This window comes from Myxacorys chilensis (assembly GCF_059505265.1).
This window is the reverse complement of record NZ_JCACKG010000181.1, coordinates 54,245-76,773: the sequence shown is the minus strand read 5'-3', so window position 1 is coordinate 76,773 and position 22,529 is coordinate 54,245. Positions and strand designations below refer to the sequence as shown.

21 protein-coding genes and 2 pseudogenes are annotated in these 22,529 nt (G+C 49.4%); 10 read left to right on the top strand and 13 right to left on the bottom strand.

Annotation, left to right across the window (positions count from 1 at the left end):
• Nucleotides 1–12: 12 nt before the first annotated feature.
• Nucleotides 13–1,074, top strand: coding sequence for an RNA 3'-terminal phosphate cyclase (gene rtcA / locus AC5JLB_RS15485; protein WP_495874724.1), 1,062 nt, complete (start codon nucleotides 13–15; stop codon nucleotides 1,072–1,074).
• A gap of 64 nt (nucleotides 1,075–1,138) precedes the next feature.
• Here rtcA and AC5JLB_RS15480 read toward each other — a convergent pair.
• A pseudogene (locus AC5JLB_RS15480) lies at nucleotides 1,139–1,318 on the bottom strand (IS630-like element ISMae26 family transposase); the annotation flags it as partial.
• 127 nt (nucleotides 1,319–1,445) lie between these two features.
• Here AC5JLB_RS15480 and AC5JLB_RS15475 point away from each other — a divergent pair.
• Nucleotides 1,446–2,393, top strand: coding sequence for a hypothetical protein (locus AC5JLB_RS15475; RefSeq protein WP_495874723.1), 948 nt, complete (start codon nucleotides 1,446–1,448; stop codon nucleotides 2,391–2,393).
• 416 nt (nucleotides 2,394–2,809) lie between these two features.
• Here AC5JLB_RS15475 and AC5JLB_RS15470 read toward each other — a convergent pair whose 3' ends face one another.
• The 6 genes from AC5JLB_RS15470 to AC5JLB_RS15445 all read right to left on the bottom strand — a co-directional run bounded on the left by AC5JLB_RS15470 (nucleotide 2,810) and on the right by AC5JLB_RS15445 (nucleotide 5,781).
• Complete coding sequence (locus AC5JLB_RS15470; protein WP_495874722.1) at nucleotides 2,810–3,097, bottom strand: tyrosine-type recombinase/integrase; 288 nt, start codon at nucleotides 3,095–3,097, stop codon at nucleotides 2,810–2,812.
• A complete protein-coding gene (locus AC5JLB_RS15465) occupies nucleotides 3,055–3,537 on the bottom strand; it encodes a DUF1579 domain-containing protein (RefSeq protein ID WP_495874721.1) in 483 nt (160 codons plus the stop codon). The genes AC5JLB_RS15470 and AC5JLB_RS15465 overlap by 43 nt, the downstream gene beginning before the upstream one ends.
• 103 nt (nucleotides 3,538–3,640) lie before the next feature.
• Nucleotides 3,641–4,369: a DUF899 domain-containing protein gene (locus AC5JLB_RS15460; protein ID WP_495874720.1), complete on the bottom strand. Its 729-nt coding sequence runs from the start codon at nucleotides 4,367–4,369 to the stop codon at nucleotides 3,641–3,643.
• An 80-nt stretch (nucleotides 4,370–4,449) separates the two neighbouring features.
• Nucleotides 4,450–4,887 carry a VOC family protein gene (locus AC5JLB_RS15455; RefSeq protein ID WP_495874719.1) on the bottom strand — a complete coding sequence of 146 codons (438 nt, stop codon included), beginning with the start codon at nucleotides 4,885–4,887 and terminating at the stop codon, nucleotides 4,450–4,452.
• A 47-nt stretch (nucleotides 4,888–4,934) separates the two neighbouring features.
• A complete protein-coding gene (locus AC5JLB_RS15450; protein ID WP_495874718.1) occupies nucleotides 4,935–5,378 on the bottom strand; it encodes a YybH family protein in 444 nt (147 codons plus the stop codon).
• Between the two features lie 49 nt (nucleotides 5,379–5,427).
• Entirely contained in the window at nucleotides 5,428–5,781 is a 354-nt protein-coding gene (locus AC5JLB_RS15445) for a YciI family protein (RefSeq protein WP_495874717.1), read from the bottom strand.
• Between the two features lie 172 nt (nucleotides 5,782–5,953).
• On the opposite strand from AC5JLB_RS15445, the gene AC5JLB_RS15440 reads away from it, so the two are divergent.
• The 4 genes and pseudogenes from AC5JLB_RS15440 to AC5JLB_RS15425 form a co-directional block, all read left to right on the top strand.
• Complete coding sequence (locus AC5JLB_RS15440) at nucleotides 5,954–7,216, top strand: RNA polymerase sigma factor (RefSeq protein ID WP_495874716.1); 1,263 nt, start codon at nucleotides 5,954–5,956, stop codon at nucleotides 7,214–7,216.
• 9 nt (nucleotides 7,217–7,225) lie between these two features.
• Nucleotides 7,226–7,486: a helix-turn-helix transcriptional regulator gene (locus AC5JLB_RS15435; RefSeq protein ID WP_495874715.1), complete on the top strand. Its 261-nt coding sequence runs from the start codon at nucleotides 7,226–7,228 to the stop codon at nucleotides 7,484–7,486.
• Nucleotides 7,487–7,595: 109 nt separating this feature from the next.
• A complete protein-coding gene (locus AC5JLB_RS15430; RefSeq protein ID WP_495874714.1) occupies nucleotides 7,596–8,090 on the top strand; it encodes a hypothetical protein in 495 nt (164 codons plus the stop codon).
• A gap of 107 nt (nucleotides 8,091–8,197) precedes the next feature.
• Nucleotides 8,198–8,319: pseudogene (locus AC5JLB_RS15425) on the top strand (IS5/IS1182 family transposase); the annotation flags it as partial.
• Here AC5JLB_RS15425 and AC5JLB_RS15420 read toward each other — a convergent pair.
• The gene (locus AC5JLB_RS15420) at nucleotides 8,318–8,860 is read right to left on the bottom strand and encodes a hypothetical protein (RefSeq protein WP_495874713.1); all 543 of its coding nucleotides are present in this window, start codon (nucleotides 8,858–8,860) and stop codon (nucleotides 8,318–8,320) included. The pseudogene AC5JLB_RS15425 and the gene AC5JLB_RS15420 overlap by 2 nt on opposite strands.
• 533 nt (nucleotides 8,861–9,393) lie before the next feature.
• On the opposite strand from AC5JLB_RS15420, the gene AC5JLB_RS15415 reads away from it, so the two are divergent.
• The gene (locus tag AC5JLB_RS15415; protein ID WP_495874712.1) at nucleotides 9,394–9,600 is read left to right on the top strand and encodes a hypothetical protein; all 207 of its coding nucleotides are present in this window, start codon (nucleotides 9,394–9,396) and stop codon (nucleotides 9,598–9,600) included.
• Nucleotides 9,601–10,109: 509 nt separating this feature from the next.
• On the opposite strand, the gene AC5JLB_RS15410 is transcribed toward AC5JLB_RS15415, so the two are convergent.
• Complete coding sequence (locus AC5JLB_RS15410; RefSeq protein ID WP_495874711.1) at nucleotides 10,110–10,778, bottom strand: DUF938 domain-containing protein; 669 nt, start codon at nucleotides 10,776–10,778, stop codon at nucleotides 10,110–10,112.
• Nucleotides 10,779–10,860: 82 nt separating this feature from the next.
• Here AC5JLB_RS15410 and AC5JLB_RS15405 point away from each other — a divergent pair, with 82 nt between their 5' ends.
• The gene (locus AC5JLB_RS15405; RefSeq protein ID WP_495874710.1) at nucleotides 10,861–11,337 is read left to right on the top strand and encodes a DoxX family protein; all 477 of its coding nucleotides are present in this window, start codon (nucleotides 10,861–10,863) and stop codon (nucleotides 11,335–11,337) included.
• Between the two features lie 138 nt (nucleotides 11,338–11,475).
• Here the strand turns inward: AC5JLB_RS15405 and AC5JLB_RS15400 are convergent, their stop codons facing one another.
• The 3 genes from AC5JLB_RS15400 to AC5JLB_RS15390 all read right to left on the bottom strand — a co-directional run bounded on the left by AC5JLB_RS15400 (nucleotide 11,476) and on the right by AC5JLB_RS15390 (nucleotide 14,166).
• The gene (locus AC5JLB_RS15400; RefSeq protein WP_495874709.1) at nucleotides 11,476–12,585 is read right to left on the bottom strand and encodes an S-(hydroxymethyl)glutathione dehydrogenase/class III alcohol dehydrogenase; all 1,110 of its coding nucleotides are present in this window, start codon (nucleotides 12,583–12,585) and stop codon (nucleotides 11,476–11,478) included.
• Between the two features lie 64 nt (nucleotides 12,586–12,649).
• A complete protein-coding gene (locus AC5JLB_RS15395) occupies nucleotides 12,650–13,270 on the bottom strand; it encodes a DNA-3-methyladenine glycosylase family protein (protein WP_495874708.1) in 621 nt (206 codons plus the stop codon).
• Between the two features lie 2 nt (nucleotides 13,271–13,272).
• The gene (locus AC5JLB_RS15390; protein ID WP_495874707.1) at nucleotides 13,273–14,166 is read right to left on the bottom strand and encodes a phosphodiester glycosidase family protein; all 894 of its coding nucleotides are present in this window, start codon (nucleotides 14,164–14,166) and stop codon (nucleotides 13,273–13,275) included.
• Nucleotides 14,167–14,717: 551 nt separating this feature from the next.
• On the opposite strand from AC5JLB_RS15390, the gene AC5JLB_RS15385 reads away from it, so the two are divergent.
• A complete protein-coding gene (locus AC5JLB_RS15385) occupies nucleotides 14,718–17,006 on the top strand; it encodes an SLBB domain-containing protein (RefSeq protein ID WP_495874706.1) in 2,289 nt (762 codons plus the stop codon).
• 120 nt (nucleotides 17,007–17,126) lie between these two features.
• On the top strand, nucleotides 17,127–19,313 hold the full coding sequence (locus AC5JLB_RS15380) for a GumC family protein (RefSeq protein WP_495874705.1): 2,187 nt from the start codon (nucleotides 17,127–17,129) through the stop codon (nucleotides 19,311–19,313).
• A 918-nt stretch (nucleotides 19,314–20,231) separates the two neighbouring features.
• Here AC5JLB_RS15380 and AC5JLB_RS15375 read toward each other — a convergent pair.
• A complete protein-coding gene (locus AC5JLB_RS15375; protein ID WP_495874704.1) occupies nucleotides 20,232–22,223 on the bottom strand; it encodes a polysaccharide biosynthesis protein in 1,992 nt (663 codons plus the stop codon).
• Between the last annotated feature and the right edge of the window lie 306 nt (nucleotides 22,224–22,529).

The window sequence follows — 22,529 nt, the reverse complement described above, 5'->3', positions numbered from 1 at the left end:
CAAAATCACAAGATGCTGCACATCGACGGTTCCTATGGAGAAGGGGGAGGACAAATCCTTCGCACCAGTTTAAGTTTGGCGGCGATTACTGGGCAACCGATTCGCATTGATCGCATTCGAGCAAAACGGCAAAAGCCAGGATTGGCAATCCAGCATTTAACGGGGGTACGGGCAGCCGCAACGCTTTGTCAGGCAAAAGTCACAGGCGATCGCGTTGGTTCAACCCAGTTAGAATTCATTCCCAGCCAGCCTGTTCAAGCCGGACAGTACACCTTTGATGTAGCGCAAACTCTGGGAACCGGATCAGCCGGGGCAGTAACCCTGATTCTGCAAACGGTTTTGCTACCACTGGCACTGATTAAAGGGGAGTCAATCGTCACTTTGAAAGGGGGAACTTTTGTTCCCTGGAGTCCGCCAGCTTCATACATTGAGCAAGTGTATCTCCCGTTCTTGCAACAAATGGGAGTGCAGGCAACAGTGAAACTCACTGCCTGGGGCTGGTATCCACGGGGCGGTGGCGAGTTGGATTTACAGATTAGCGGTAATGGGGATGGAGTTGGTTCGCTCAAACCCATTCAGTTGTTAGAGCGGGGAACTTTGCGGCAAGTCAAGGGATTGGCGATCGTCACTGAACTGCCGTCCCATATTCCACAACGGATGGCAAGTCGAGCACAGAATTTGTTAGAGCAAGCGCAGCTAAAAGCTCAAGTGCAACCGCGACGAGAACGAGGGGTTGGCCCCGGAGCGGGCGTTTTTCTGGCGGCTGAGTATGAGCAGACCCGGACAGGCTTTGGGGCGGTCGGAAAACTCGGATTACCTGCCGAAGAGGTCGCCGCGATCGCTACTCAGGAACTTCTAGCATTCCATGCAAAGGCCGCGCCCGTGGATGTCCATTTAGCAGATCAGCTCCTCTTGCCAGCTGCCTTAGCTTCGGAACCAAGCCAATATCGAGCCGTTGAGATCAGTACCCATCTGATCACGAATGCCTGGGTGATTGAGCAGTTTGAACTGGCAAACGTTGCGATCAACCATAGCACTCAGCTTGTGACTGTCATACCCTCACCACAACGGTAAATCCATCATGATTGCCTTGTTATCTATTCTCTATTGTTGCCACAAACCTAAACCATAGCGGTTCTCAGTCGAGTGAGGTACAGTAACAGCAGTGAGCAAACCAGTGTTTGGTCTTTAAGGTTGGTTGCGCAAATGCAGCTGTGATGGCATTGTTTAACGCTTGCTTCATGCTAGGAGCAATAGAACGGTTAATACTTTTGACCTTTGACCAGAACTGCTCAATTGGATTAAAGTCTGGGGAATACGGAGGTAGATCAAGGTTGCACCCACCGCTGCTATAGCGGCTGTGATGCCCTCGACTTTATGAGAACTGAAGGGCATCCTTAGAAGAGGCGAGCGCCTAAAGACTCGCCGCAGCGAGGTACAAACTCATGAAACTTTTGCTGAAACTTTTGCCTTGTAGTCAGAGCAAAGAGCTATCAGCCCAGGCTCCTAAGCAAACGCCAAGATCACGAGCAAGCGATCGGCAGCTAACAGCCCGCTTTTTTCCTGGTTGCCCCTTGGTTAGGCGCACGAGCAAGCGGGCCACCCAGCGAAGCATCCAGGCGTTAGGTTCTGTGCTGGCGGCATTATGCACACCAGGCGTTTTGCTACTACCCGGATTTGCTCAACCCTCAACCGACCCATTACAAGCAGCCTATCGTGCGGCCATTCAAGAGGCCGCGTTGGTTGAGCCGGAAAAAGATGTGGATACGCTCATTCCAATTACACCAAACAACCCTTTGCTAGTCTGGAATTCAACCAAGACGCAAGTCTTAGTCGTTACCTGGAAAAGCCAAAAGGTCTATGAGCGTTACCTCAAGCCCAACGTGAAGAGTTCTAGACAAGAAGACCAACTCCTCTGGGTCACGGTTGCGCCTCAAGTTAAAGAATTCTGCCAACGCTACTTGAAACAGCATCCGAATGCAACAGAAGCTGACTTAACGCTCCGCTTAAAGCAATACCTGGGTCTGAATCCCAACTGGGAGTATGATCGGTTTGTCGAACTCTGGGTGAGTCCCCAAGATCTTTTCCGACCTTGCGTGAACCCGGACATTACGCAACGACGCTGCCCACTCAATTTTGCAGGGCTCCCGCCCAAAGTAACTGGTCGCACCCAAGGATCTGGCATTCAAAACTATCAGTCCTTTTATCAAGCGTTGTACTTTAGAAGCATTCGGGCAGCACTCCAACCCTGGACAGGACTAGGTTATACCTATGATTGGGGTAGTCCCATCAGTCGGGTTGGTGCGAGTGAGTTTATTTTAGTGCCTGGAGCTACCTATGCTGTGAAACAAGCGGTCCCGACGCTACCGTATTGTCAAGCAGTAAGCCCTTGAACACGGCTCTTGCTTCGCACCTGTTCTGTAGATAGCACAAGGTTCGCTACCGCTTCTACTGGTGTCGTCAACCGAATGAGGTAAATGCAAAATTAAGCATGATGATTCCTGAAAAGTCATGACCGCTCAGGCTATGCAGTAAGAGTCAGCCTAACAACTTCTTGCCAGTCTTCGAGTTGTTAGCGATCGCGTTGAGCTATGGGTTGATGTTGTTGAGGATAGACGTGTTCTCGAATTGGTTCAAAGGCAAGTTCACTGGTCCATTTGGGTGCAATGCTCAAGCGTCAACCCTGCTCCCCTGAGTAACCAAACCGACAGATGATCCACCCGGATTCAGGTCGCGATCGTGTAGTGCTCGCAATCGAAACTAGAGTGAACCATCAGCCTGGTAATTGGCGCGATCGTGAAGCTTTGCCTCAGGCGATCGGGCTGTGAACACCGCGATCGCCTTTGTTGAGCACGTGGCTGTAAATCATCGTCATCTTCACGTCTTTGTGCTCTAGCAACTTCTGAATTGTGCGGATGTCATATCCACGCTCCAGCAGATGCGTCGCAAAACTGTGTCGAAAAGAATGACCCCCACTCACTATCAAAGACAACGTCAGTAGAACAAAGTGTTGAATGACCCCATTCCACTGCTTATACGATTTGCTCTCGACTTCTATGACTGCCGCCGATAGTTCACGGTCATGAAGTGATGCCACTGCCCGTCGTCACCCAGCACATATGAGGTCATCGCTCGATGATCGTTGCTCTTGAACTCGATCACGTCCCTGTACTTTGCCATCTTCTCGTCATCAGTCATTGCAGGTCCGTCGGAATTGAGCGTCAGCACCTTCTCATCCGCGTCCAGATCGCCATCGTACAGCCAGAGATAGGTCATCATCGACCCAACCCAGGTGCCTACATATCGCTGTTTCTGGGGGTCGTAGCCAAGCGTCATCAAGGTTGTTGCGTGACCGCAGCCAGGCATCTCGCCCTGCCCTTCAGCCAGAACCCAGAAGCCGCCCAACGATCGCACACTCTCGGTTCCTGTGCTCTTCTCAGAGGGCTGATCGGGTTCCATCATCGCTTCAATTTCGCAGGTCCACTCACCGACGAGCTTCTGTAGCCACTGGTGTTCTTTTTGTGATTCGGTTTGCATATTGACTCCTGTTGTCTTTTGTTGATCGTTATCGTTTCATCTCTTGCCCATTACATTTCTTCTGTGATGGGCACACTGAGAAATTGAGAAACTGACAGAATTCCTACCCGTAGGTCGGCTTCTGGGGATAGCCCGAAGGCGAGTCCTCAAAAGTCTCTTGCCGCCCGTATGGTGTTACATCAAGGAGGCTGTAGGCGTTAGTGAGTCCTTCAACGCCACGGGCATAGGTTGAGTAGGTGTAGAAAATATCGTCGCCAACGCGGAAGAAGACGCTCAAACCGTGTCCCTCACCCTGCATCGAATTAGGGCCATTCCTTCTCTCCAGCTCAGTCTTATCCCGATAGTTGTACTCGATAGGCGCTACGTTCTCGTCCAGCGTGACGTGGAAGTCATAATTGAAATCACTCCCGAAAGAGGAGTACCACGGAACGCTCCATCCCCTAAGAGATTTGTAGGCTTCGAGTTTGGGCAGTGGGGCACGGGAGACAAGCACAAAGGTCGTGTCGCGATCGCTCAGCATTGACAGGTTGCCCAAAGAGTTCACATAACCTGTGCAGCCTGTGCAGCCCTTGTCCCACTCCGGGTCGAACATGAAGTGATAAACAATGAGTTGAATGCGTCCGTCGAACAGGTCTGCCAGTGTGACAGGGCCATTTGATCCCTCAAAGGTATACTCCTTCTCAATTTTGACCATCGGTAGCCTTCGCCGCTCGGCGTTGACGCGATCGCGGTGTTGGGTCGCTTCTTTCTCGTGTTCGAGGAGTGTCTTGCGAGCGGCGAGCCACTCCTCTTGTGCAGCAATTCTTGGATGCGCGATCTCGTTCTTAATCATTTTGATTTTTCCTTTCCTGTACAGGCTTTGTTGTTCTGCGTTTGATGCACCCTTTTGTGGATGTCTTCTGAAATGAAGGATTAAGCCGCTTTCTCGCAGTTGACCATCCACGGGATACCAAACTGATCGACCAGCATCCCAAACCGAACAGACCAGAAGGTTTGCTCAATCGGCATTTTCACTTTGCCATTTTCTGCCAGGGCGTGAAAAATGCGTTCTGCCTCGGCTGGCTCATCAACGCTGATCTGCACACAGAAGCCCTGGGGTGTTTCAAAATATCCAGGTGGACTATCAGACCCCATTAGGAGACGATTAGAGCTCTGCGCAATTCCAGGGGAACCGTCTAGATCGAGGCAGACGTGCATGATTTTGTCATGCCATTCGGCGGGTACATGTTCTGCCGAGGGTGCATCTTGGTGGGTGAGCATCATGACGATTTTGCCACCGAGACACTGCTCATAGAACTTGAACGCTGCCTCGCAGTTGCCGTTGAACATGAGATAAGAATTAAGTTTCATTGGGCGTTCCTTCAATTGGGTCGGTGAATTGAGCTATGGGTTAAGCGCTATGGGTTGAGCGTGAATGCCGCTTGAGAGGTCTCTGGATCAAATGGAACCGAGAGGTGTTCGTGTAGGATCTGCCATTCGCCTTGATTTTTCTGGCAGACAGCCGTGACGCGCATCCAGGTTTGGATTGCTGGCTGGTCTTCCATTCCGGTGAAGCGAAACAGCCAGTGGGCAACTGCCAAGGTGTCATTTACAGCGATCGTGAGGTCGCGTGTGTCGATCGCAAAAGCATCTGGGAAGTAAGGCAAACAGTCTTCCCACATTTGGCGGACAGCCGCTTTTCCTTGAGTTTGAAACGGGGGTTTGACATCGAAGATAATCACCTCGGTAGCGTAGCGGGACATGATCTGCTCCACGTTCTTGGTGCAAATGGCACGCTGTTGAGCGGCGATCAGTTGGCGAATTTGAGCTTCGTTAGATGTGATGGTGCTTGCGGTGGTCATTGCAGAATTTCCTCTAAGTTTCAGGTGTGATTTAGGTTGAGCGCAGTCATTACTGTGGCAAGCCCGCGACTTCAATCACAGGGCGGACTTCGACCGTACCGACACGTGCGCCAGGAAGTTGGGCAGCGATCGCGATCGCTTCGTCCAGATCCTGAGCATTGACCAGGAAAAAACCACCCAATTGTTCGCGCGTTTCAGCAAATGGTCCGTCAGTCACGAACGGTTTGCCATCTCGTACCCGGACGCTGGTTGCCGTCGTGACCGAATGGAGCGGGGCGGTTGCCAGATACTGTCCCTTCGCGTGAATCTGCTGTGCAAATTGTGCAGATTCCGCGTAGCAGTGTTCTCGCTCGGTTTCGCTCAGGGCGTTTTCGTCCATGTAAATCAGCAGCACATATTTCATTCGGTTGCCTCCATTCTTTTCCTTTGCAAGTGAGTCGAATGAGGCTGGCTCAAATCGACACCTCGCAGAAACTTTTTATCATCAGGTACGATCGAGCTTGACCTCCTTTGAGTTCTTTTGTAAGTCAGTCGAACGGCAACTGCCCAAATCGACACCTTGCCAAAAATTTTTTATGCCAAGTATGGTTTCAAACGCAAAATCGGATGTTGTCCAAGCGATCGCTGCCACATACCGCGCTGAATGGGGGCGAATTGTCGCCATTCTGATTCGGTTAATAGGAGATTTCGACATTGCTGAAGAAGCGGCACAAGAAGCTTTTGCAGCGGCTGCGAATCAGTGGCAAACCAGTGGTGTGCCTGATCTTCCCCGTGCTTGGATCATCCGAACTGCTCGATACAAAGCGATCGATCGCCTCCGACGACGGACGCGGTTGAGCGAAAAACTGGAATGGTACGCTGCATCCGGGTTAATTCCGTCGAGCGAGGAGCCAATCTACGACTCTGATGAAATTCCAGACGATCGCCTGCGCCTGATCTTTACCTGCTGCCACCCAGCATTGGCGATCGAGGCACAAGTCGCTCTGACGCTGCGAATGTTAGGCGGACTGGAAACAGACGAAATTGCCCGCGCGTTTCTCGTACCCACAGCGACAATGGCACAACGACTCGTGCGTGCCAAGCGCAAGATTCGGGATGCAGGAATTCCTTACAAGGTGCCAGACACAACCGATCTTTCTCCCCGAATAGACGCAGTGCTAACGGTGATTTATCTCATTTTTAACGAAGGCTATGCGGCGACCAAAGGCGAGACAATAGTCAGATCTGACCTTTGCATCGAAGCGATTCGGCTGGGGCAACTGGCGCGGCAATTGATGGCACCGCAACCGCCCTCAGAAGTGACGGCGCTAATTGCACTGATGTTGCTGCACGATTCGCGGCGCAATGCTCGTTTGGATGAGGCTGGCGATCTCGTCCTGCTCGAAGATCAGGATCGCCGCCGTTGGAATCATGAGCAAATTGCCGAGGCGCTGCCACTCGTTGAGGAGGCACTGCGCGGCGGGACAGGTTCGTTTGCGCTTCAAGCGGCGATCGCAGCACTGCATTGTCAGGCGGCGCGGGCTGAAGAAACGGACTGGGCGCAAATCGTCCAGCTCTATGATGTGCTGGAACGCCTACAGCCTTCACCGATTGTGTCATTGAACCGGGCGGTCGCGATCGCAATGGTCGGTGAACCTGAAGCGGCGATCGAACTCATGGATGCGCTCACCACCGAACTCGACGGCTATCACCTGTTCCATGCGGCCCGTGCCGATCTGCTACGACGTGTCGGAGCCTCGGAAGCCGCCGCCTACAGCTACGCCCGTGCGCTGGAGCTGGTCACGAATGACAGTGAGCGCCGCTTCCTGGAACGTCGGCTACGTGAAGTTCAGTCCTAACGTCCAGCATTGCTAGATGAATGTAACCCCCGATGTGAGCGATCGCTCTTCCTTTCTCTCAGGTTGATAGAAGAGCGCCACCTGTTTGTCAGTCTTGCAGCAGTGAATTGGCACGCCCACCCTATCTACGGTAAGTTGGAAGTGAATCATTGGACTCAGGCAGTCGCGAAAGCTAGAGAATTAGGGCTGTATCCTAACAGAACCCGCAAATTCCAAGACCTATTCTTTCGGCTAGTGAATCCCCGATGCGATCGCGCCACACTGGATTAATTGGGGAGTTAAAGCGAGAAATCATATTCCACTTCGCACCAACCAACTCATAAACTATCCCCTTCGATCAAGACAAACACATTCGTTCAACCCTACCTGGGAGATGATTATGTTTTTGAGAACTTGGCGTTTTATTACACTTATTCTCGTTGCATTATTTATGGGGTTGGAGTTCGCCCATACTTTAGAACTACCTGCCAAGATGCAGTACGATGGAGCGCTTTACCTGACGGTTCAAAATAGCCTGTACCAATACTTTGGCGCACCAGGACTGGGTGCATTTATTACCGTAGGGGCAGTTCTTTCAGCGATCGCACTCACCGTTCTAGTCCGAAAACGCCGACCTGCGTTTTGGTGGACGCTAGTAGGTACGCTTTGTCTAGCGATCTCTTTTCCTCTGGTCTATTTTCTACGGATTGAACCTGTCAATGTTGTGATGGAACAGGCGACCGTAAGCGCAGTACCAGCCGATTGGGCACACTTGAGAGACCAGTGGGAATATGCTCACGCCACCAACTTTGCTTTTAGTTTAGCTGGCTTTAGTGCAGTCGTGATTTCTATACTGGTCGATGCACCTCAGCCTGAAAAAGGCGATAGTTTATAGTGTAAGGAGGCATGTAGAAATAACTTGAGCAATTAGGCAGTTTTTCTAGGGCGTGTCATCAATTAGGTAAACTGGGATTAGCGATCGCTGATTCACCTAGAGAAATCATGACAACTCGACGTTACGCCCTACGAGATGATCAATGGGAGCGCATCAAAGACTTCTTGTCTGGACGCGAAGGGTCTGTGGGTGTAAGTGCAAAGACAATCGGTTGTTTCTCGAAGCAGTCAAAGCGGCAACAACTCGCTTAAATGGGCAACTGCAGTCTGCGTTGCTTCGATCAGGTGCGGGTCTTCCTTGCGAACCTCAGACATGAAAAAGACAAGAATAGCCTGGCTCGCGCCTATACTTACAGGTAAGCCGAAGGTCGCTCTCGCTCCGAAGGCTTTAGCAATCTGATTCCGCAAGAAATAGGACTTCAACTCAGCAGCAGCATCGACTAGCCATTCTGCTTCTTGAGTGACCCAAACCCGACCGGGCAAGCCTTCACCTGGATGCAGCACAAACTTTTGGCTACAGTTATGAAAATGCTCCCAGTCAATTCTGCGATCGCTGCTTAGATTAGTTCGGGTATACCATGCTGAACTAATTTCTAGCAGTTCGCGGTCTGGTGTAGGAGTCCAGGCTTCACCGTACTCCCAAACGGTTGTTTCACAAACCGCTTGCAGGAGAGCCGTCAGTACCGGATCAACCTTGAGTGAGGAAGTGTTCCGGGTAGAAGCAGAGAGGTAGGGTAAATCACCCTCCCGTATTCGCTCTGGCTTAGTCATACGATTTTGCGTATCATTGCTAAACAAATGCTTGTCATCACGCAAACGATATATTATGGGGCACCTTGCTTACTGTTAAACAACGCACATCTTCTCACGATTTAAGCTGATAAAGGGGTTGAGCCGAAATAGGCTTGCTGGTCGCGTAGAGAGGACTCCTCCCCATGTTTTGGCAGTTCCCATAGCTTTTTGGCTCAAACCAACGCTAAGGCTGTTATTTCATTAGAACGGAGGCTGTGATGCTCTGTGCATCGAGGACTTGATAAAACTTGAAATTTCAAAATCGAATTTAGGAAGCGATCGTAAACCTGCCTTAGAACTGTGCAGCGTGTTCTAGAAATCTGGTTATGTAAAAGTTTGCCTGGTTTTGGGTGAGAATCGACGTCTAATCCCTTTATCTTGCGATCACTTAATCGTCGGCAGGCTTTTTAATCTCTTCAGGCTCAGACGATTTTGAGTTTGCTGTAAAACTCTCATAAGATGATTGATGAACCGCGATAACTTCAAAATTCCCTATCCTCTAGTCGTAAATTATGAACACAGAAAACGATTCTAGCGATCGTGTTGCTGACATCCTGCAACGCTTCCAAACCCTCATTGATGAGGATCTCAGCGATAATGAGATCGAAACTCGGCTCAAGACAGATTTTACAGAGGAAGAACAAAAGATTATCAGTGAGACTTTTTTGAGCCTGATTGAAGCAGGCGAAACCGAGCGCCATTTTCCATTAGATAGCTGAGGGGAGGTTCACTATGAAGCCGATTGCGATCAATCAAGCAATCGATATTAAGACGAGCGTGAGTGAGAAGCTGAACAATCTGTATAGCAAATTTGAGGTGGTAACCCTGTAGATTTGAGGTGGCAACGCTTTGAAACCTCTATGCCTATTAGGTTATAGCTATCAAGAGCGCTAACTTGCGCTTACCCCTGTTACCAGCGGCTCCACTTCACTCCTCATCAAGCCATTAAGTAATTTTGCGATCGCTCGGAGTTTGGTCAAGCCAAGCGCGCTTGGCTTATGCAGTTATCAAAATTGATTTCACTCCAACTAATCACGCAAGATTACGGAGCCGATTGGATGAAGTTTTTTAGCTAAAGTTTGTTCAGCAAACACAGCAGATACTGTTTACTCAAGATGCAGCTTTTTAGATTATTGAAAGTCGTAAAGATGATTGTCTTGATATTACCAACTGCAAGAAAGGAACTCATTCGGTTGATTAGTAAATGAAACGGTATGAAAGACGATCATTATTCAGTACCGCAGGCACGAAAGACAACAGAAAGATTATTTGCTGGCATCTCATATATATTAAGGAGCGAAAGCTTTTGGGCGCGAGCAAGGGCGACAACTTCATCAAGGTCACGCACACCCCAATCTGGATCCTGCATTTGTAGACTTTGATCAAATGCCTCATTGCTTGGTGCAGTGTGTTGACCATTCTGTTTAAACGGCCCATACAGGTAGAGAATGCCATTTGGCGGAAGCAGGCGTCTTGCTCCATTCATTAAGCCAAGGCAAGCAGACCAAGGGGCGATGTGAATCATATTGATATTGACGATCGCGTTGATTGTCTCACGCCGAAAGTCAGTTGTTAGCAATGCTTCTGGCAGATCGCTCCGCTCAATGCTCCAGACAGAATCGCGGGCATCCAGTGAGATCGCGGGATACAGATTCTCTGTTGGCTCCAACTCCCGCCACGCCTCGATGCTCTCTCTAGCCATCGGATTGGGGTCAGACGGCAGCCATCGACGAGGAGCCAATCGCGGGGCAAAGTAAACCGCGTGCTGTCCAGTTCCACTGGAAATTTCCAGTACGGTTCCGACTGGGGGCAGGACTTGCAGCAAAATGTTTAGAATGAAATCGCGATTGCGATCTGTTGCTGGTGCATAGTGCCGTTTGTCGGTTGACTTACTCATGAGAGAAGATTTGTGTGCGATTGAGATCGATCTATAATGACGAATTATTGAGAAGAATGTATTAATCTTTAGGAGCAAAATCGTGACGAGTATTCAACAGCCGCGATCGCCATTCGCAATTCTAAGCCCAAGCTCAACCGACAGTAGTAAATTTCAGGTCGTTTGGCTTGTGGTTCGCGTGGTCGTCGGTTTACTCATGATTCACAACGGATTTAGCAAGCTTGCCGATGTTCAAGGATTTGCCACCAATGTTGTTAAACTGATTGGTCTGCCCTATCCCGTTTTCTTTACCTACTGTGCCGCTTACACTGAAATCATCAGTTCTATTTTGCTGGCACTGGGACTGCTTACTCGGCTTAATGCAGTAGCGTTACTCTTCACAATGTCGATCGCAGTTTATTTTCATCTCAAAGGTGAAGGTTTTCACATTGCACCGGTTGAGACGGCTTCTCTATACTCGCTGATTTATCTTCTGTTTGCTGTTGGGGGAGGCGGCGTTTTTGCACTTGATGCTGTTCTAGAGAAGTGGCTCACGCGATCGCAGAACACAACTCCATAGTAATCTTAAATTAGACTGAGGACTCTGTTTCTGCACCGAGAGAACGCATTGTAAACAACGAGTAATTTGCTTTAGCTGTCCTATTCTTAGTCTGTTACTGACTAGGAGTAGGACAGGATGTAATGCAAACTCTGCGGATTAGAACGTCAGCACCGCCCGGATCACTTCCCCTCTGTGCATCAGATCAAACGCCTCATTGATTTGCTCAACTGGCATAATCTTCGTGACCAAATCATCAATATTGATCTTTCCATCCATATACCAATCGACAATTTTGGGGACATCTGTTCGACCCCTTGCCCCGCCAAACGCCGTTCCTCTCCACACTCGTCCCGTCACTAGTTGAAACGGTCGCGTGCTAATTTCCTGTCCTGCACCTGCAACGCCAACGATAATACTTTCGCCCCAGCCTTTGTGACAACATTCCAATGCTTGACGCATCACCTTAACATTACCAATACATTCAAAACTGTAATCGGCTCCGCCACCCGTTAAGTGAACCAAATGAGCAACCAAATCACCCTCTACTTCCTGCGGATTCACAAAATGAGTCATTCCTAACTTTTCGGCTAGCGATCGCTTCTCTGGGTTCAAATCAACGCCGATGATCATATTTGCGCCAACCATCCGCGCTCCCTGAATGACGTTTAGACCGACGCCACCAAGACCAAATACAACCACATTTGCTCCTGGCTCCACTTTTGCTGTATTAATCACGGCTCCGAGTCCAGTCGTGACACCGCAACCAATTAAGCACACTTTTTCAAACGGAGCATCTTCCCGAATCTTTGCGACTGCAATTTCAGGCAGAACAGTGTAATTCGCGAATGTGGAGGTTCCCATGTAGTGCAGGATTTTTTGTCCACCAATCGAGAAGCGACTCGTACCATCTGGCATCAACCCTTGTCCTTGCGTCACCCGAATCGCTTGACACAGGTTTGTTTTACCGCTTAGACAGTACTCACAGTTCCGGCATTCTGGAGTGTAGAGTGGAATGACATGATCGCCTGGTTTAACACTCTTGACACCTTCGCCCACCTCAACGACGATTCCAGCCCCTTCATGCCCTAGAATGGCTGGAAACAAGCCTTCTGGATCAGCACCTGACAAGGTGTAAGCATCGGTATGACACACTCCTGTTGCCTTAATTTCGACTAATACCTCTCCGGCTCTCGGTGCTTCTAGCTGAACGGTTTCGATGCTGAGGGGCTTTGCAGCTTCGTAAGCGACAGCAGCTTTAACATCCATGACTTGCTCCTAAGGGTAAATCGAAATATACAGAATTGATCTTAGACGAAACACCATTTAATTTTCACTTCCCCTCTTGCACTCGCCAAAGATACCAGCTTGCGATCGTGCGATAGGGTTTCCAAGCTTGACCCAGAGCTTCAGTTGTTTTTTTATCTGGCAAGTCTGCTAACTCATATACTCGACGAATGCCTGAGCGAACGCCCAAATCATCGACGGGCAGAACGTCCCAGCGATGGAGCCGAAAGATCAGCAACATTTGAACCGTCCAACGCCCGATGCCCTTGACGTGTGTTAGCGTTTGAATAATCGTTTCGTCATCTAATAATTCTAATTCTGCGATCTCTGGAACATTTACTATCTTTTGCGCTAAATCTCTTAGGTAAGAAATTTTTTGTCGTGAAAGTCCAACCCCTCGTAGCGTTTCATCTGATGTTTCTAAAAGTGCTTCGGGCGAGAAAGTCTGATTTGCATAAAGCTGTAAAAAGCGAACGTGAATTGCTGTTGCTGATGCGGTGGAAAGCTGTTGATAAATAATTGACCTTGACAGCGAATAGAACAGATCACCCGTATGTTGAGCCTGATCCAACGTGCAAGCTCCAACCCGATCGATCACTCGCCCCAAAATCGGATCAGACGCTCGTAGAGTTTTGAGTGCGATCGCATAATCCATCGCATAGTCCATCGTTATTTTTTCACCATCAGCACTGATTTTACAGGTCGTTGAATCGGCTTTCCATTCTCATTGAGTTTGCCATAAACTAGGCGTCCTTGGTAGAGCATTGCAGACGAACTCCCCCCGTCTAAATTCATCGCTTGCTGAACGCCTAACCCCTTCATAAATCCTGCTAGTTGCGACAGAGAAAGTCCTGATGCAGTAGGCATTTCCGGTTTTTGGGCAACCATCACCAAAACCACCGCTCCGTCTTTAGTAATCCCCACTGCGCTTCTAGCATTGGGTTGATTCATCCCGATCGCATCTCGTCCGGTTGCTGCATCGACAAAGCCTTCTTCTGAAGCGGTCAGCGTTGGTAGGAGCCGCGGTCCGCCCCCCACTGCATCCACCAACTGACAATCGGACGGAATAGCATCTTGATGGGCCGCAATGGCGTATTGCACCCTCTGCCCACACTGATAGCGTCGAAATTCGGTGCGATTAAAAATTTGATTTAAGTAAGGCTGCATCTTTGGATTTTGCGTTAGTCGCTCATTTTCATGAGGATCAGCCACCTGCTGACCGTCTATCGTGATGTAAGCCGTTGACTTCTGATTGACCGGATCGAAAAAGCCAGCATTCAGTACCGCGATCGCATCCTCACGATCTGCGAATTGAGCCAAAGAATTTGTGCGTTTCGAGATGCCAACCTGTACAGGATACCGCGTAGCATCTAGAGTCAACGTGTAAACCTCACTTTGCGGCAGTTGATAAACTTGATAGTGCAAAGAGTTTGTAGGCAAGGCTTTTGGGGATGCGATCGTCGCTCTAGATGGGACTGGAATCGAGGGTAGCGTGTGACTAATCCACACAATTAGTCCGCTACACCCAAGTATCCCAACTCCAATCTGCCAGATCTTTCTCACGGTGTTTTCCCCAATTCATCCATCTAAATTTGACAGACTAAAATCTGACGGATTAATAAAGTGTTTTCTAAACAGAGTGTTCTCTAAAACCGTACCATTTTGGTGAAGGGCTAGAAATGACTCGGTCGAATCGTCGCCACTTTCAATGTGTTAAATTTTACAAAACGATCGAGACAAATTAGTACAGTAATTGTAGAAAAAAGCAGTTCAGTACTCCATCAGTGTTGCCTACCCGCGATCGCTGTCTCTTGATTCGGCTTGAACAATCGAGAGAATAAACATTTTTCGGAATCCTCGGAAAATTCTAGAATTCGTCTTCAATTCTTGATTCACCTGAAATTCAATCCCTTAAATCGTTTCAGAACAAGGCGAATCTATTTAGAGACAGATCCCCTCCGTATTATTTGTCAAACCCCTTGGAAATTGTCCTGATACATCAGTAGAAACCGTGTATCAGTAGACGAGTCACTGTATTGTGAGCGAATTATTACTGACTTACGGATACAGCCCCTTGCAGCCCGGTGTAGCACGTCTCACCCCCCTCAGAGCTTATGAAGTTAAAGTTAACACCCACCAACATCTCACTCCTCGCCATCAGCGCGTTTGGGGCGCTCGTCGCCCAAGAGCTAATTCGCACTGAAGCTCAAACCCCAACTCCAACAGGAGACAAATTTAAGCGTAAACAATCGAATCTAGCTGCCCGCGCTGCTGCTAATCCAGCCGCGTTAGCTCAGCCAGAATTAGGGGGGCAAGAATCTCTGTCATCGGCAGTGAGAAGCACTCCTCCTCAGCCGCGATCAGTATCCGTGCCAAAAACGCCTGACTTAAAAGCATCTGATCTAGCGATCGCTGAACTGCCCCCGCCGCCCCCGTCACTCAAAGCCAGTCTGCCTGCGCCGCCACGGGTAAAAGATACCCCCATTCGGATCAAATCAGTCGGGGTTGATCAACTACCGATCGACTCGATTGTGGCAGCGTCGCTGAGTTCTGGTATGCCATCTAAATCGAATTTTGCGGCAGCAGAACAGCAATCTAAAACTAAAGTTCAATCTAAAGAAATTCAATCTAAAGAAACTGAAGCAGAGGCATCAGAAGCGGCATTCACTCCTGCATCGTCAAAGAATGATCTGGAGGGACATCGTGCTCAACCCGCCATTCAAGCTCTTATGCAGCGAGGGATTGTCCAAACCGGATCTGACGGCAACTTTCGCCCAGACGCCTCAGTTTCGGATCAGCAGTTTAGCAGCATGATGCAAAAGGCATCTAGCAAAGCCGCGATCCCCATTGGCCAGATCCAGCGTCCGAAGGACATCGTGACGCAAGCCGATGCCGCAACCTTCGTCTACCGTCAACTTCAAAAAGCTGAGGCGTCTAAATCAATATCCGCTGCGCCTGTCGCGGCTCAAACTAGCACTGCTCCACTACCCCAATTGGCCAGTGCGGATCTGTCAGGACTCAACGCAACGCCAGCGTTCAGTCAGAGCATACCCAGTGTTTCACCTAGCCCAGCGGCTCCTGAAAGTCGTGCCCTGCCTCCAGCCAAAACCCCGACCGAAGCTCCTCGCTCTCAAGTCGTGAGGGTTGCAGCGGCGGCGAATGTAGATGCCTACACGTTAGGAGCAGGCGATCGCATCAAGGTAGACGTGTTCAACGTCGGTGAGTACAGCAAAGAGTATCAAGTTTTGGTTAACGGCACGCTGAACCTCTATCGGGTCGGCAACTTGTCGGTCACTGGCATGACCCTGAAGCAGGCAGAACGCGCGATCGCAGCCAAGTACGCCCGCGTGCTGAAACGTCCGATGATCGATGTTAGTCTAGCGGCGGCTCGACCGTTAAACGTCGCGATCGCTGGAGAGGTCGGGCGTCCGGGTTCTTACGCCCTCGACTTAAAAGATGGCAAATTTCCAACGGTCACCAAACTCATTCAAGAAGCGGGCGGCATGACCCGATCCGCCAATCCTCGCCAAGTGATTGTTCGGCGTCCTCAACTTGGTGGTGTCGATCGCGAGATCGCGGTGGATCTGTGGGAATTGTTCCAGACGGGTAACATCCGTCAAGACCTAACATTGCTTGACGGCGACACGATCTTTATTCCAACCTCTAACGGCGTCAACTTAGCAGAATCTGCCCAGTTTGCTGCCGCTAACTTTGCCACAGATTCCGCTAAACCGATTAACATTGCAGTGGTTGGAGAAGTGAACCGTCCAGGACCTTATGCCCTAGAGGTGAAGGCCGGACTGCCGACGATCACGCAGGCGCTGCAAACCGCTGGCGGCATCAATCAGATGGCAAACGTTCGGAAGATCGAGGTGCGCCGACCCACCCGGGCTGGCACCAATCAAACCATCCCCATTGACCTCTGGAAACTGCTGAAAGAAGGCGATTTAAGTCAAGATCTGGTGCTACAGCAAGGCGATACGATCGCGATTCCAACCGCCACTGCCCTTGACCCCACCGAAGCGTCAAAACTGGGAGCCGCCAGCTTCTCTCCTGGTACGATGAACGTGAACATTGTCGGTGAAGTCACGCGACCCGGAACCGTTCAAGTGGCAGCCAATACACCACTTAACCAAGCGATTCTAGCGGCGGGTGGATTTAACAAAGATGCGAAAAAGAAATCGGTTGAGTTAATTCGCCTAAATCCCAATGGAACGGTGGCGCGTCGAGAAATCACGATCGATTTGGCACGCGGCATCGACGAGAACGGCAACCCAGTTCTACAGAATGGTGATGTCGTAGTGGTCGAAAAATCTGGCGCGGCTAAGTTCTCACAAACCCTAGAAACGGTGTTAGGACCGGTTGGTCGCGTTCTACCGTTCCGATTCCTGTTCGGATTGTAATTTCTTCACTCATAATTTCTCCGTCTGATCTCATGTTTCTTCCATCATTAGCTTGAGTATTCAGATTCAGATTCCTTCACCTGTTTCAACGTTTTCTCCATCATTGGCTTAGGTATTTCGATGAATAATCAGTCGAATTCAGGGAATTCAACTCAAACAATAGTCGAGCGCAATGGTAAATCGCTATCAGCGCTAGATTATGCAATTCACTCCAACTCCAATCTAGGTGAGAGCGAAGAAAGCTGGCAGTCTCCACGGCTCTTCGAGATATTACGTCGCCGAGCTGTTCTCATGACAGGCACAGCCGTTACAGTTACGCTGTTAACAGGTGTTGTCACGTTTAACCAAAGCGATAAATATGAAGGAACATTTCAAATTCTGGTTGAACCCGTAACAGCGGAAAGCCAGCAGGGCTTAGACCCCTTATCCACACAGCCAAAATCCTCTTCTCAATCTGGCGGCTTGGACTATGAAACACAAATTCAAGTTTTAAGCAGCCCGAAGACGATGGAGCCGATCCTCCAGCAAATTCAAAAGCGTTACCCTGACGTCAGTTACGGTTCGCTGATCACCCAGCTTGAGATTTCTCGACCGGAAGACACAAAACTGATTGCTGTTAAATATACCGATGCTAATCCTGATCGAGCGAAGTTTGTTCTCGATCAACTCGCGGCAGGCTATTTAAGGTATAGCCAACAAGAACGACAGGCTAATCTTCGTCAGGGGATTACTTTTGTCGATGATCAAGTCAAGGGGACACGCCAACGGGTCGATACCTTGCAACGCCAGATTCAGACCTTTCGGCAGCGCAATAACCTAATTGGCACAGAGGCGCTGGCGAGTCAGGTCGCAAGTCAAGTTCAAGGACTAGAGCAGCAGCGCCTAGAAGCGCAAAAGCAAATTGCTGAAACTCAGAAGCAGTATGACAATCTGCAAGGTCAATCAGGAGCGGTGGCGGCTCTTGCGGCCGATCCGGCTTATCAGAAAGTCCTTGAGCGATTGCGGGAGATTGACAGTAAAATCGCTACGGAGTCTACTCGATTTCAGGCAGGTGAACCCGAGATCGCGGTATTACAAGAGCAGCGAGCGAGTTTAATTCCCTTGCTGCGTCAAGAAGCGCGGCGCGTGTTGGGAGATAAAATGGCATCGGTCGGGAGTGATCTCTCGGTTTTGGAAACGCGGCAAAGAGTGCTAGGGGATGCTCAACAGTACTGGGCGCAGGAAGTTCAACGATTGCCTGTCGTCTCCCGAATTTATAGTGACTTAGAGCGTGAACTCAATGTTGCGACCGATAGCTTGGGACGTTTTCTAGCCACACGAGAGAATCTTCAAGTTCAGGCGGCTCAGAAAGAGGTGCCTTGGCAGTTGATTGCGCCTCCGGCCGTGCCTCAAGATCCAAAAGATTCTAAGCAGCGAAACTTAGTGTTGGGCGCGATCGCGGGACTACTGTTGGGCATTGGTGCGGCGACGATCGCAGAACGAATGGATGACACGATTCGCACGAGCGAAGAACTGCGAAAGCAAGTCAAGCTACCGATATTAGGAAGCATTCCGGTTTATGCAGCTCTGCAGCGACCGCAACTTTTGCAGCGAACAGGAATTGCTCGCAGGTTCAACCTTCAGTCTGATACGTTCCGCTATTCCGGGTTTTCAGAATCGTTCCGATCGCTGTATTCCACACTCCGACTGCTCAAGGCAGACCAACCGATTCGCTCGATTGTCATTAGTTCTCCCTTCGCTGGCGATGGGAAATCAACGGTGGCTACCTATTTAGCGCAAGCAGCGGCAGCAATGGGTCAACGGGTCCTGTTAGTCGATGCTGATTTGCGACATCCTCAAATCAGCGGCTTTCTAGACCTCTCAAATGATCGAGGACTAGCGGAGGTATTGTCTTCAAATCTCAACCCTCAACAGGCAATTCAGCGTGTCTTTAATCTAACGCCTTCGGGAATGTCGAGTGCGGCTCCATCGGTTCTCTCAGACGACGAAAATTTATATGTTCTCACCTCTGGTCAAGTGCCAGATAATCCAACTCGGCTATTGTCTTCGCAAAAAATGAAGCGATTGAGCGAATATTTTCACGCCATGTTTGATTTGGTGATTTATGATGCGCCGCCCTTGCTCAACCTTGCTGATAGCAACCTGCTGACATCTTACACAGACGGGATGGTTTTGGTAGCGGGTTTAGGTAAAACGAGCCGGTCTGAGTTAATGCAGTGTCTCGAACGATTACGCACTGCTCGAACGTCCGTGTTAGGGATTGTTGCTAATCGCGATGTGTCGAATTTAGCTGATGTTGATTATTAGCGAAGGAAATGCTTTGTTGAAAGACCATTAGACTTCTTACAAACGTCTTCCGTCCTCAGCCTAAATCCCTCTTCCAAACGTGGAAGAGGGATTTCTAATTTAGCTCCTCACCTCCCAAATTTAGGAGCAGGGATTGAGAGAGGTTTGCGACTTACGGCATGAGAATGGCAAGCCCGAATTCAGGCAAAAATCCTATTGTTGAAAGCGTGTTATTGTCATTGAATCTTTTGAACAACAAATCTTGTAATCCGAGAGGTTGTTCAAGCAAGATAACCTCGCTTATTTCAGTAAATTTCGGTGGAAAGACGGTCGGTGAATTTACGGCTTTTGACTTTTAACTACTGAGGTTTTAGAAATCTATTCGTAAGTCTATCTGTTCTGCTGTGTAGATGGATAATGTTGTGGGCTTTTAATCAGCTTTGATGCCGTGTCCTAAAGACACGATCGCATCGCGTCTTTACAAGAGCGATGCGATCGTTCATGTAATAGGTCTACAGCACTATCTGTAGATGAATAGGTAGCGCTATTCAGGAAAGACTAGAGAAAGAAATTCCTATTTGTGTTGCAGCAGTTTGTACGTGTCGCACGGGACGAGATACCAGTGCTGAATCAGTCATTTCAGCTCAGTCCCGCTGGTGTTGACTATGCAGCAGCATGACAACAATACTGCTATTCTAAAACCTGATTGACCATTAGCGCGATCGCAGACCTCTCCATCCTCGAAAATCAAACGATCGCGCTTTTTTGCTCTATCCAATGCCGCAGCAATTTGATCCTCAAAACTTATGATCTTGCCGCAGCCCGCCGCATTAACTACACAACCGTTACTCAGTAACTTCCATTTCTCGATGGAATGTCTCTGCCTTCCTACGCAGCACACAGCCGATCATTGAGACTGCTATTCTGTGCGCGATCGACTTAATTTCGAGTCGTTCCTTCGGTGCGCGAACTACTCACTATACCTGCTCGCTGCGGACTGTATTCTGGTACAACAAGCTGGAGCAGCGATCGCAGCTTATTCTGATTATTTTGATACGCTGCGATAAACAGTTGATCTAACATCGGCTCCAGCGTTCTCCACGGAATCATTGCTTCTCTTGCCCCATAAATCTTGGGATGGCTGGTCGTCATTGCATCTGCGCCAATCAAAAGTTCTTCGTACAGCTTTTCGCCCGGTCGCAATCCTGTAATTTCAACGTCAATATCTTCCCCAGGCACTAAACCGCTCAACTCAATCATTTGAATCGCTAAGTCATAGATCTTGACGGGTTCTCCCATATCCAGCAAGAAGACCTCGCCGCTTTCACCCATTGCTCCAGCTTGAATCACTAACCGGGATGCCTCTGGAATTGACATGAAATACCGGGTCATGGCAGGGTGAGTCAGCGTAATTGGCTTGCCTTGAGCAATCTGCTGACGGAAGCGCGGTACAACCGAGCCGTTGCTGTTCAACACATTGCCAAAGCGCACCATTACAAACCGAGTGCGAGTACTGGACTCAGCAGCCAGCGCTTGCAGTACTAACTCAGCAGTTCGCTTAGTCGCGCCCATCACATTGGTCGGGCGCACTGCTTTATCGGTTGAGATCAGTACAAAGGTTTCGACGCGACATTTGTCAGCGGTGCGGGCGGTGACGAGCGTTCCGTGAACGTTGTTAAGAATGCCTTGAGCAGGGTTCGCTTCCACGAGTGGAACGTGCTTATATGCCGCTGCGTGGTAGACCGTTTGCACCTGATAGCGACTGAATGCCTCTTCTAATTGTTTCGCATCCGTCACCGATCCCAAATACGCTACACGCGGAATGTGAGGATAAGTTTCTGCCAACTCTGCATCGATCGAATATAGTGCGAACTCATTGAGTTCAAACAGCACCAACAGCCGTGGCTCTTGTTGAGCAATTTGCCGACATAACTCCGAACCAATCGAGCCGCCTGCTCCGGTAACTAACACCGACTTATCGGTAATATTAACTCGCAACATGCTGGGGTCGGGCAGCACTTCTTCGCGCCCCAGCAAGTCAGAAATATCAACGTTGCGAATGTGACCGATGGGAACTTTGCCCGATAAAATCTCGCTGATAGTCGGAACCGTCTTCACCTGAACGGGTAATCCCTTCAGGGTTTGCAGCACCCGTCGCTTCTGTTGAGGACTAGCAGACGGAATAGCTAACAGCACCATAGAGGCTTGATATTGTCCGATGAGAGTTCTGAGCGAACTCGGCGCGTAGATCCGAATCTTCTCAATCCATCGACCTTGAATATCTGGGTTGTCATCCACAAACGCAATGACGTTGTAAGTCAATTCGCGATCGAGGGCTTGAGCAAGCTGCACCCCGGCGGATCCCGCTCCATAGATGACAATGCGTTCCATTTTTGGGGCAATGGCTGCGATCGGGGATTGAGCTTTTGGACGCGATCGCGGGGCTAACTCAGCTAACGTCAGGGCTTGTCGCATTGAAAACCGAAATCCGACGACAGCAATCCAAGTCACCAAAGCAGAGATGATCTGAACCGATCGGGGCAGTAAGGCAATGCCAAGCAATGAGCCAGCCGCACTGAGGGCTGCCTCGCTGAGAATCACCGATCGTAGGGCAATCCAAAGAATTCCTGCCCCGGTGTATCGCAACAAAGGGCGATACATGCCTAGAAAATAAAAAATACAGAATTTAATGGGAATGACGAGAATAATAATTTCTCTGTAGTGAACGATTTGATCAATCAGAGATGATTCGTCGAAGCGCAAACTGAGCGCAATAAACGTTGCAACCAAAAAGATAATTCCATCAATTGCAAAGAGAATGTATCGCCGCAATCGCTGGGGTAATCGAACTAAGACCTTAAAGAAACGGATAGATAAGTCAGTTCGAGATAGATAAGATAATGCAGAAGAAACCGAAAGTCGATCTCGCATAGACTTCATCCTCGCAGGCAAACCTTATGGGCTTTTAAAGTGGCTTTTACAGTGGGGAGGTAGATGTCTAGAAGTGGAGCAAATTTGAGACGCTACTTGCGCCTGAATCTGAAGCGGTAGAACAACTTAGTTGTGGAGCGGTAGAGCAATTTGCAACCAGAACGTCAGATTGCAAACATGCGTTTTTAAAAGTTGCACCCTGTACTAATTCTTGAATCTTGATTCTGCTGATTGAACAATCAATCGCATCCCTGCACTTATTCCTAATACTTACTTAAAAACTCGGTTATGTAGGAAAAGTTCCCG

Coding starts and splice junctions, on each gene's coding strand:
- rtcA (WP_495874724.1), top strand. CDS start 13: ATGCTGCACATCGACGGTTCCTATGGAGAAGGGGGAGGACAAATCCTT.
- AC5JLB_RS15475 (WP_495874723.1), top strand. CDS start 1,446: ATGAAACTTTTGCTGAAACTTTTGCCTTGTAGTCAGAGCAAAGAGCTA.
- AC5JLB_RS15465 (WP_495874721.1), bottom strand. CDS start 3,537: ATGCAAACCGAATCACAAAAAGAACACCAGTGGCTACAGAAGCTCGTC.
- AC5JLB_RS15460 (WP_495874720.1), bottom strand. CDS start 4,369: ATGATTAAGAACGAGATCGCGCATCCAAGAATTGCTGCACAAGAGGAG.
- AC5JLB_RS15455 (WP_495874719.1), bottom strand. CDS start 4,887: ATGAAACTTAATTCTTATCTCATGTTCAACGGCAACTGCGAGGCAGCG.
- AC5JLB_RS15450 (WP_495874718.1), bottom strand. CDS start 5,378: ATGACCACCGCAAGCACCATCACATCTAACGAAGCTCAAATTCGCCAA.
- AC5JLB_RS15445 (WP_495874717.1), bottom strand. CDS start 5,781: ATGAAATATGTGCTGCTGATTTACATGGACGAAAACGCCCTGAGCGAA.
- AC5JLB_RS15440 (WP_495874716.1), top strand. CDS start 5,954: ATGCCAAGTATGGTTTCAAACGCAAAATCGGATGTTGTCCAAGCGATC.
- AC5JLB_RS15430 (WP_495874714.1), top strand. CDS start 7,596: ATGTTTTTGAGAACTTGGCGTTTTATTACACTTATTCTCGTTGCATTA.
- AC5JLB_RS15420 (WP_495874713.1), bottom strand. CDS start 8,860: ATGACTAAGCCAGAGCGAATACGGGAGGGTGATTTACCCTACCTCTCT.
- AC5JLB_RS15415 (WP_495874712.1), top strand. CDS start 9,394: ATGAACACAGAAAACGATTCTAGCGATCGTGTTGCTGACATCCTGCAA.
- AC5JLB_RS15410 (WP_495874711.1), bottom strand. CDS start 10,778: ATGAGTAAGTCAACCGACAAACGGCACTATGCACCAGCAACAGATCGC.
- AC5JLB_RS15400 (WP_495874709.1), bottom strand. CDS start 12,585: ATGGATGTTAAAGCTGCTGTCGCTTACGAAGCTGCAAAGCCCCTCAGC.
- AC5JLB_RS15395 (WP_495874708.1), bottom strand. CDS start 13,270: ATGGACTATGCGATGGATTATGCGATCGCACTCAAAACTCTACGAGCG.
- AC5JLB_RS15385 (WP_495874706.1), top strand. CDS start 14,718: ATGAAGTTAAAGTTAACACCCACCAACATCTCACTCCTCGCCATCAGC.
- AC5JLB_RS15380 (WP_495874705.1), top strand. CDS start 17,127: ATGAATAATCAGTCGAATTCAGGGAATTCAACTCAAACAATAGTCGAG.
- AC5JLB_RS15375 (WP_495874704.1), bottom strand. CDS start 22,223: ATGCGAGATCGACTTTCGGTTTCTTCTGCATTATCTTATCTATCTCGA.